The sequence below is a fragment of the Streptomyces sp. UH6 genome, from assembly GCF_013421635.1.
GTDB classification, from domain to species: domain Bacteria; phylum Actinomycetota; class Actinomycetes; order Streptomycetales; family Streptomycetaceae; genus Streptomyces; species Streptomyces abyssomicinicus.
Map to the genome: position 1 here is coordinate 1 of NZ_JACADT010000159.1, position 8524 is coordinate 8524.

An 8524-nucleotide genomic window follows, 5' to 3' on the forward strand; every position below is an offset into this window, starting at 1 on the left:
GACCGCCGGCGTCTGAGCCACGGAACTGACGAGGAGAAGAATCATGGTCCACACCGCAGACGTCCTGATCGTGGGAGCCGGCGGTTCCGGCATGGCGGCCGCGATCTCGGCGGCGAGCAGCGGGGCGTCGGTCGTCGTGCTGGAGAAGTGCCCGGACGTGGGTGGCTCCACCGCGCTGTCCGTGGGGTCGTTCACCGCGGCGAACACGAGCTACCAGTTCCGGGCGCGGGTCAACGACAGCATCGACCTGTTCGTCGAGGACATGAAAACGGCCAACGGCCCGTTCGAGGCGCGGGAGAACCAGTCGTTGCGGCGGATCCTGGCCGAGAACGCCGGACCGACGGTGGAGTGGCTGTCGTCGCTGGGGGTGCAGTTCCTGGGCCCGACGCCGGAGCCGCCGTACGAGAAGCCGCGCATGCACAACGTGCTGCCGAACTCGCGGGCCTACCGTGACGCGCTGCTGCGGGAGTGCCGTCGGCTGGGCGTGGAGATCCGCACGTCGATGCGGGTGGACGAGCTGCTGCGGAACGCCGACGGGGAGATCATCGGTGCGGCGGCGAACGGCACGCGCTTCTTCGGGCGCCGGGGCGTCGTCCTGACCACCGGCGACTACTCGGCCTCCACGGAGCTGAAGGCGAAGCACGTGGGCGAGGACGCGGCGCGGATCCCGCCGGTGAACCCGGCGAACACCGGCGACGGGTTCCACCTGGGTGAGGAGGCCGGCGGGTTCACCCTGCAGATGGACCGCCTCTACGAGGGCCTGCGGTTCGCGCCGTCGAAGCGGCCGGACCTGATCAAGATGCTGCCCGCGGTCCCCGCGCTGAACCGGGTGATGCGGTTCGTGGTGGAGCGGCTGCCGAAGAACCTGCTGGCGTACGTGATCCGGGGCGCGCTGACCAGCTGGATCGGCCCGAACGTCACCATGTACCGGGCGGGGGCGATCCTCGTGGACGACGCGGGGCGCCGCCTGGCGAACGAGGACACCGACTCGGCGATGGCCCGGGCGGTGGCCGCCACGGGCGGCAACACCGGGTTCATGGTGTTCGACGAGCGGATCGCGCGGAAGTTCTCCGCGTGGCCGAACCCGGTCTCCACGTTCCCCGGCGTCGCGTACGCCTACGTGCAGGACTACAAGCGGTTCAGGCCGGACGTGTACCACCGTGCCGACACCCTGGAGGAGCTGGCGGGCAGGATCGGCGTCGACCCGGCCACCCTGCGTGCCACGGTGGACCGGTGGAACCGGAGCGTGCGGAACGGCGAGGACGAGGACCACGGCCGCCGGCACCTGGGTGAGGGCGTCACACAGGGCCCGTTCTACGCGCTGGGCCCCATGAACGCCTACGTCACGCTCGCCGACGGCGGCCTCGGTGTCGACGACGAGCTGCGGGTGATCCGCGAGGACGGCACGCCCGTGCCGGGCCTGTGGGCCGCCGGATCCACCGGCCAGGGCGGTCTCCAGCTGCTCAACCACGGCCTGCACATCGGCTGGGCGTTGGTCTCCGGGCGCATCGTCGGCCGGAACGTCGCGGCCGCCCCGCACCGCACGGACATGAGCGTCGCCTCCACGGAGCGCCGGCCGACGGACGCCTGACCGTCTCCCGGCACCGGGGCCGGTACCGGCGCGACGCCTGACCGTCTCCCGGCTCTGGCCCCGGCCCCGGCGTGACGCCGCACCTGTCCGTGGTGGAAGGTGCGGCGTCGTCGGGTGAGACCGCCTGCGGCGGCGGCTACCGGTCGAGGGCCCGGGCGGCGGAGAGACCCGGAACGTGTGGCCTGGCGGCGGCCATGTAGCCGTAGATCAACCTCCGGGACTCGTCTCGTGCCCGGTCCAACTCGGCCCGCGACGCTGCCCGGTCGATGCCGTCGGCCGCCTTGAGTGCCTCGCGCCCGAGGGAGGTCAACTCGGACGAATCCGTCAGGAGTTCGGCGCGGAACATCGCCTCCATGGCCGCAGCCCGCAAACGCTGGGCCGCCCTGCGCAGTTCGTGGACCTCGGACTCGCTCGCCAGGTGTCCGTCGCCGCCCCTGCCGGCGAACCAGTGATCCATCTGCCCGCGCCGGTAGTTGGCCAGGGCACCGCCGAACACGCAGTAGGCGTCGATCCGTTCCTGCCTGAGCTTCTCGCTTCGGGCGTTCTCCTCCGTCCGTCGCAGGGTGTTCCGCTGGAACAGGTGAGTCACTCCTGCGCCGAGGAGCGTGCCGAACACTGCGATGACGCTTGCGGCGATGACGACCATGCCGCCAGCGAACCACATGGCACAGCCGCGGGCACAGGTGCGATCAGGTAGGAGGAACAGCCGCCGCGACGCCCCCGTCGACCGCGTCGGCCGCGTCGGCCGCGCGTGCGCGCGTGCCGCGCTCAGCCGCCCGCGAGGGCCACGAGCTTGATGAAGACCAGGTCCGGGTCGGTGGTGAGGTCCACGACGTCGTCGAGGTGGTCCACCTGGCGGTCGCCGGCCAGGACGAAGAACCCGTTGGCCAGGAAGGCGCGTTCGGCGATCTCGGCCTGGCGTCGCCAGTCGATGTGGCGGGGTTCGCGAAGGCGGTGGCCGTCGCGATCCGTCTCGGCGTCGTCGGGGCGGACGAGGCCGGTGAAGCGGTCGCCGGGGCGGGCGTTGTGGCGGGTGACCTCCTCGCGGATCCGGAGGGTGATCAGCTCGCGGACCGTCATCCGCTCCGGCAGGCCGGTGACCTGCCATGCGGTGACCGGCCTGCCGGTCGCGGTCTCGTCCCGGAACGTGACGGTGGCCATCAGGCGCCTCGCTCGATCTGCGTGAGGATGGACCGGTCGGTGATGCCGGCGTCGGCGGCGAGCAGGAACGCCTTGCTGAGGATGAGGGACAGCCGGTCGTCCTCGAAGGGGAGGAAGAGCTGGTCGCTGCCCCTGGTCGCGGGGCGGCCCGCCGGGACGACGCAGAGGTAACTGTCGTCCGGTTCCATGAGGATGTTGGCCGAGCCCAGGTGGATCTTGTACGTGCGCAGGTCGCCCCGGACGACGAGGAACCGGCCCGCGAGGGTGCACCGGTCGGCGATCTTCAGGCGGGGCAGGATGCGTTCCAAGGCGTCGCGGCGGGCCTCGGCGCTCTCGGTCAGTTCGGCGAAGGAGGCCCGCTCCCAGTAGGTACGCCCGGGCCCCCCGTCGGTCCAGTCGGGGTCGGCGGCGATCGAGGTCACGCCGACGAAGAGGTCCACGTCGCGCATCGCCTCGCTGACGAGCAGCGGCGGAACCTCGGCGAGCGGCGCCTCACGCCAGGCGCCGTCCACCCGGCGGTGGAAGCGGACCTGGTCGGTCGAGGCGAGTTCGTCGTCGCCCGACCAGTCGGCCCACGTGTGGAAGAAGCGCACCCGCCACTCCCCCGCCGCGAGGGTCCGCTCGGCGTGGGCGTCGTCGCCGCCGTCCCAGGGGCCGAGCAGGTTGCTCTTCCATCCCCGGGCCCTGAACAGGGCGAACATCCGGCGGTAGTGGACGAGGTGCGCGGCGAAGCGGTTGGAGTAGACACGCGTCTGCTCCTCGGCCGGGGTGAGGCGGTAGACCTCGCGGAACGCCTGCTTGAACGGCTGCCGGACGCGCCGTTCGGTGAGAAGGTCCCGCCAGGCCCGCACGCTGCCGGGGTCGGAGCGGAGCGGGTGCCACAGGCGCACGCGGGCGGCGTCGGCGACGTCGGGTGCGTCCGCGGCGTCGGGTGCGTCCGCGGCGTCCAGGGCCTCGGCGGCGTCGGGCTGGTCCGCCTCGGGGAGTACGGCCCGCCACTCGCCGGGGGCGACCTCGATCTCCCAGATCAGCCTGCGGACGAGGGTCCGGGCGAGCGGGTGTTCCACGAGCTCGGTGCGCCACCAGCGGTAGGGGTGGGTGGCGTCGACGGTGAAACCGCCCTCCAGCGCGCGGGTGAGCGTCGCGAGGTGGGCGTTCACGCGTTTCACCAGGTCGCGCAGCTCCTTGACCAGGGCGGGCTGCTCACGGCGCACCGCGGCGGGGACGCTGCGGAGCGGGCGGCCGTCCTTCTCCCAGGTCAGCGTGGCGGTCTCGGCGACCGTCACGACGGCCTCGTGGTCACCGGCCGTGCGTCGCAGGACGCCGCCCGCGGTGGAGCCGTCGGCGGCCACGGTCACGAAGTCGAGCCTCGGCAGCCGCAGTGCCACGTCGGTGCGTTCGGCCAGGGCCGCGTCCACCTTCTTGAGCATCTTGTCCAGCTGCTTGGGCACCCCGGCGTGCCGGACGGACCGGCGCACGGTACGGATCGCCGTCGCCAGCTCGGGCGTCGGGAAGTCCTGCCCGGCGCGGACCACCTCGTACAGGAGGGCCTGGGAGGGGAGTGTCTTCGCCGCCGCCGTCGGAGCGAGGGCGACGCCGGGCAGCAGGCGGTCGAACAGCTCCGGCAGCCACGGCTCGTCGCGGAGCAGTGCCACCCTCAGGGCGCGTCCGAGCGAGGTGATCTCCCGGTCCGTGAACGCCTTGTCCGCCTGGTAGGGGGTCTCGCCCGCGGCGATCGCGTCGGTGCGGTCGGCCGCCGTTTCCAGCGCACGGCGGGTGAACGCCACGTAGGCGGGGTTGTCGGCCGCCCGGCGCCACGTGTCCGGGGGTGGCGGGGTGAACCTGTCGTCCCGTTCGGCGCGGGACAGCAGCGTCTGCTCGGCGCGGGGCAGACCGGCGATGACGGCCATCTCGTCGGCGACGATGGGCCCCACGTCGTGGGAGAGGCGTCGCACGGCCGCGCGCAGTGTCACCGCACCGGCGATCCGGGCGACCGCGAGCAGCGCGTGAGGTTGGGGCACGGTTTCCTTCCTCAGCGAGAACTCGACCAGCTCGCGGGCTTGTTCGGTCACGTCGGGCAGCGGGCCCGTGCAGCGCTCCAGCGCGCTCAGGCCCAGGGTGAGGTCGGCCCAGCCGTGTGTCCCGCACTTCTCGACGAGTGCGTCGAACACCCGGCGGCACGCGTCGGGCGTGGAGGACCGCTGTCGCTCCCCCACCGCGGTCCGGTCCTCCGCGGTGAGATCGGGATCGGTCAGCGCGTGGGGCAGCCGGGCTTCGGGATCCGCCGGGCCGGCACCGTGCGCGTCCGTCGCCCTCGCGCCGTCGAGCGGGTCGTTCCTGCGGCGTGCGGCCTCCGCCGAGTCGTCGTACAGCATGGCGGGATGCTGACAGGAGGCACTGACAGTCCGAGGGGCAGACCTCGCTGTCTCCGCGATCAGATGTCGACCTCCGCGAGCAGCGTTTTGCCCGGTCCTCCGTCCGTACGCGGCACTACCGCCCAGCGGCTCGCCAGCGCCGAGACCAGGCAGAGGCCGCGGCCCGACTCCGCGTCCCGTTCGGCCGGCGACGAGGGTGACGTCGACGGCACGCGGTCACCCCGGGTGTCCGTCACTTCCACGCGCACGAGCCCCGCGGACCGGTCGAGCCACAGGCACAGCCTGAAGTCGCGGCCGGGTACGAGGCCGTGCGTCACCGCGTTGGCGGCGAGCTCGGCGACGATCAGGGTCACCGTGGTGTTCAGGTCGGATTCGTAGGAGTGGCCCCAGGCGTCGAGCCGCTGGGAGGCGAGTCGACGGGCCAGGCGGGCGCCGCGCGGTGTCGAGGTGAACGACATGCGGAACTCCCGGACGGGCGGCGCCGGTCGACGGGTCGCCCCGGACGGGTGTGTTTCTGTCGTCATGGCCCCTGAGCGTGGTCCGTCGTGCGTAGCGTGACCAGCGTCGACACCCATACACAGCGTCACTGTGCCACCGCGTGGGGTGGCCTGTCGGGGTGCTGGTGGACCCGAGCACGGGGAGAACACGATGACGCAGGTCCCGGAGCAGGCCGTTGCGCGCCGGAGCGAGGACCCGGCCGACGAACTGCTGCGATCGTTCGGCAGACAGGTCAAGATCCTGCGGGAGCGTGTCGGCCGTACCCAGGCCGCGCTGGGGCAGCTCCTCGGCTACAGCGAGGCGCAGATCGCGGCGATCGAGCAGGGGCGGCGCATCGCCCGGCCCGACACCATCGACAGGCTCGACCAGTTGCTGGACGCCGAGGGGATGCTGCTCGCCATGAAGCGACCCGTGGCGCTGACCCGGTACCCGGCCTTCTTCCGTGACGCGGCGCGGATCGAGGAGGAGGCTGTCGAGTTCCACGCCTATGCAGCCCTCGCAATCCCAGGCCTGCTACAGACCGAGGAATACGCGCGGACCATGTTCACGGTGTGGCGCCCGCGCCGGCCCGACTCCGAGATCGAGCAGATGGTCGCGGCACGTATGGCCCGCCACAAGATCCTCAACCGCAAGCCTGCACCCACCCTCAGCTTCGTGATCGAGGAGTCGGTGTTGCAGCGGCCCTTCGGCGGCCTGCACGTACTACGGGTGCAGCTTGAGCACTTGCTCCTGGTGGGGGAAAACCCCAATGTGGAGATCCAGGTGATGCCGACCCGGAGCGTGGACCACTCGGGAGCGGACGGGCCGTTCACTCTCATGACGCCCCAAGCCGGAGAACCGGTCGCGTACGTCGAGAGTCAGGGCAATGGCCGGGTGATCACCGATCGCGCATCCGTGCGCGGCATGGCCATCCGGTATGGAATCCTGCGAGCCCAAGCCCTGTCCCCTGCCGATTCCCTGCGTCACATCGCGAAGTTGCTGCAAGGAGAGCTATGAACACCGAGCGGTCCGAAGTCCGATCCCTCCGCTGGTTCAAGAGCAGCTACAGCGGCGGAGCCGGCGGCGAATGCATCGAGGTCGCCCCCACTCCCGCCATCATCCACATCCGCGACTCCAAGGCTCCGGCCCACGGCACTCTCATCGTCCACCCCTGTGCGTGGTCGGCCTTCCTTGGCCTGGCACGCCAGGACTGATCGAAACGGCACTCGCCGGTCAAGCACGACGGGCAGGGGTCGGGACAGATCCGCTCGGGCACAGAACTGTGGGCCGGGATCCAAAGAGGATCCCGGCTCACAGTGTTTGGTAGCGGGGACAGGATTTGAACCTGCGACCTCTGGGTTATGAGCCCAGCGAGCTACCGAGCTGCTCCACCCCGCGTCGTTGTGTCTTGACCGTACGCCATGGGCAGGGGAAATGGCGAATCGGTCGGGGCGGCTTGCGCTGTCGAGGTGTCCGGAGGAGGGGCGGTTCGGGGCCCAGGGGGCAGTTTTCGGAGGCTGGGGCACCGGGATGAGGGTCTCCGAGTTCCGGGTGCTCGGGACGTTCCAAGATCAAAGAACCGTGGGAAAGAAACGCCTGCCAAGCCCCTCCCCGCCTCCCCGGTCACGGCCGGGCGGGGCGGGGCCCGGCGCTCACACGGCTGAGTGAATATGCCCCAGATCGGCCGAGGTTGGGTGGTTCGTGGGTCTACGCTCGGCGCAGACAACCACAGACATGAGACGACCCCCGCCGGGACCGACATCCCGGACGAGGGTCTGACCACCGAGGAAGGACAGCTTCCTGATGGGTGCAATGCATCTTACTGGGCGTGCGCGTGACGCCACCCGAGGCGGCGGCGTGGTCCACGAGATCCACCGCCACACCACGCACTTCACCGTCGTGGGCAATCACTTGGCGCAGCACGATGACCTGTCGCTCGCGGCGATCGGGCTGGCCGTGTACGTCCAGTCCCTGCCGTCCGGGACGCCCATCAGCATCAAGACCTTGGTCAGCCGCCGGTGCGAGGGCGCCGTGCGGATCGCGGCAGCCTTGCGGGAGTTGGAGGCGCACGGCTACCTGCGGCGGGAGAAGGTCCGCATCGCGGGTGGGCGGATCGTCACGCGAACCGTGTACTGCAACAAGCCGGAGGCCGCTGCCCGCCGTGACATCGGTGCGGCCGTTCGTCACGTGCCGGAGGGTGCTCGGCCGTATGAAGTGGTGAGGGAAGGGGTGTGCGGGGTCGAGGTGACGTCCTCGTGCGCGACGTCCTTCGGGACCGGTTCTGTCGTGTCACAGCCGGTTGTCGAACAGCAGCCGGAGGCCGCCATGGAGCCAGTGGCGGCGGCCGTGTCGCCGCAGCCACAGCCGCGGCGCGGGCGCAGGAAGCGCAAGCCGTTGCCGCCCGTGCCGCAGCCGCTGCTGTCGCGGCCGGAGTTGGAGGAGCGGGCCGTCGCGTTGCTCACGGGGCTGCGGAGGTACGTGTCCGAGCTGCGGTTCACCGCGTGCGAGGTCGAGCACCTCACGCCCGGGGTGGCGGCCTGGCTGGAGCGTGAGGTCACCTCCGGGGAGATCCGCCGGGCCCTTTTCACGGGGCTGCCGGAGGGCGGGCCGCGGTGGCCTGCGGCGTTCGTCGCGTACCGGCTGCGCGTGGACCTGCCGGCGCCACCGCTGCGTCCGTACGCCGCCGCGGCCGCCGTGCCGACGCCGGAGCGGCACCCGCTGCGGAACTGCGAGGAGTGCGACCGCGGTTATCGAGGCCCCGATCCGCAGCGGTGCCGGGCGTGCGCCGACGCGGGCGGGGGGCTGGTGGCCGCCGCGTAGGGACGGCCGGTTCTCGGTGCCGGGCAGGCGCTCCCCGTCTCCCGGAATCGCCCGGAGCCGCCCGGAGTCGCCCGGAGTCGCCCGGGAGATCATCGTGCAC

General features: G+C 71.6%; 8 protein-coding genes and 1 tRNA gene. 4 read left to right on the forward strand and 5 right to left on the reverse strand.

Going from position 1 to position 8524, the window contains the following annotated elements; genetic code table 11:
* Positions 1-43 precede the first annotated feature (43 nt).
* Positions 44-1591 (forward strand): FAD-dependent oxidoreductase, encoded by a 1548-nt coding sequence (locus HW445_RS11185; RefSeq protein WP_180220872.1) that lies wholly within the window; start codon positions 44-46, stop codon positions 1589-1591.
* A gap of 136 nt (positions 1592-1727) precedes the next feature.
* Here the strand turns inward: HW445_RS11185 and HW445_RS11190 are convergent, their stop codons facing one another.
* The 4 genes from HW445_RS11190 to HW445_RS11205 form a co-directional block, all read right to left on the reverse strand.
* Positions 1728-2237: a hypothetical protein gene (locus tag HW445_RS11190; RefSeq protein ID WP_180220873.1), complete on the reverse strand. Its 510-nt coding sequence runs from the start codon at positions 2235-2237 to the stop codon at positions 1728-1730.
* Between the two features lie 122 nt (positions 2238-2359).
* Positions 2360-2752, reverse strand: a complete 393-nt coding sequence (locus HW445_RS11195) for a hypothetical protein (RefSeq protein WP_180220874.1) — start codon at positions 2750-2752, stop codon at positions 2360-2362.
* Positions 2752-5127, reverse strand: a complete 2376-nt coding sequence (locus HW445_RS11200; protein ID WP_180220875.1) for a DUF4132 domain-containing protein — start codon at positions 5125-5127, stop codon at positions 2752-2754. Before HW445_RS11200 ends, HW445_RS11195 begins: the two co-directional genes overlap by 1 nt.
* A 59-nt stretch (positions 5128-5186) precedes the next feature.
* Positions 5187-5651: an ATP-binding protein gene (locus HW445_RS11205; protein WP_180220876.1), complete on the reverse strand. Its 465-nt coding sequence runs from the start codon at positions 5649-5651 to the stop codon at positions 5187-5189.
* Between the two features lie 124 nt (positions 5652-5775).
* Between HW445_RS11205 and HW445_RS11210 the strand changes: the two genes are divergently transcribed.
* Together HW445_RS11210 and HW445_RS11215 are read left to right on the forward strand one after the other, a co-directional pair.
* Positions 5776-6621 carry a helix-turn-helix transcriptional regulator gene (locus tag HW445_RS11210; RefSeq protein WP_180220877.1) on the forward strand — a complete coding sequence of 282 codons (846 nt, stop codon included), beginning with the start codon at positions 5776-5778 and terminating at the stop codon, positions 6619-6621.
* On the forward strand, positions 6618-6818 hold the full coding sequence (locus HW445_RS11215; protein WP_180220878.1) for a DUF397 domain-containing protein: 201 nt from the start codon (positions 6618-6620) through the stop codon (positions 6816-6818). Before HW445_RS11210 ends, HW445_RS11215 begins: the two co-directional genes overlap by 4 nt.
* Before the next feature lie 107 nt (positions 6819-6925).
* Here the strand turns inward: HW445_RS11215 and HW445_RS11220 are convergent.
* Positions 6926-7002: transfer RNA gene (locus tag HW445_RS11220), tRNA-Met, on the reverse strand.
* Between the two features lie 405 nt (positions 7003-7407).
* On the opposite strand from HW445_RS11220, the gene HW445_RS11225 reads away from it, so the two are divergent.
* Positions 7408-8424, forward strand: coding sequence for a helix-turn-helix domain-containing protein (locus HW445_RS11225; protein WP_180220879.1), 1017 nt, complete (start codon positions 7408-7410; stop codon positions 8422-8424).
* Positions 8425-8524 lie beyond the last annotated feature (100 nt).

What these genes read in the sequence shown, in the direction of transcription:
- HW445_RS11185 (WP_180220872.1), top strand. Translation starts at nt 44, where the DNA reads ATGGTCCACACCGCAGACGTCCTGATCGTGGGAGCCGGCGGTTCCGGC.
- HW445_RS11190 (WP_180220873.1), bottom strand. Translation starts at nt 2,237, where the DNA reads ATGGTCGTCATCGCCGCAAGCGTCATCGCAGTGTTCGGCACGCTCCTC.
- HW445_RS11215 (WP_180220878.1), top strand. Translation starts at nt 6,618, where the DNA reads ATGAACACCGAGCGGTCCGAAGTCCGATCCCTCCGCTGGTTCAAGAGC.
- HW445_RS11200 (WP_180220875.1), bottom strand. Translation starts at nt 5,127, where the DNA reads ATGCTGTACGACGACTCGGCGGAGGCCGCACGCCGCAGGAACGACCCG.
- HW445_RS11210 (WP_180220877.1), top strand. Translation starts at nt 5,776, where the DNA reads ATGACGCAGGTCCCGGAGCAGGCCGTTGCGCGCCGGAGCGAGGACCCG.
- HW445_RS11195 (WP_180220874.1), bottom strand. Translation starts at nt 2,752, where the DNA reads ATGGCCACCGTCACGTTCCGGGACGAGACCGCGACCGGCAGGCCGGTC.
- HW445_RS11225 (WP_180220879.1), top strand. Translation starts at nt 7,408, where the DNA reads ATGGGTGCAATGCATCTTACTGGGCGTGCGCGTGACGCCACCCGAGGC.
- HW445_RS11205 (WP_180220876.1), bottom strand. Translation starts at nt 5,651, where the DNA reads ATGACGACAGAAACACACCCGTCCGGGGCGACCCGTCGACCGGCGCCG.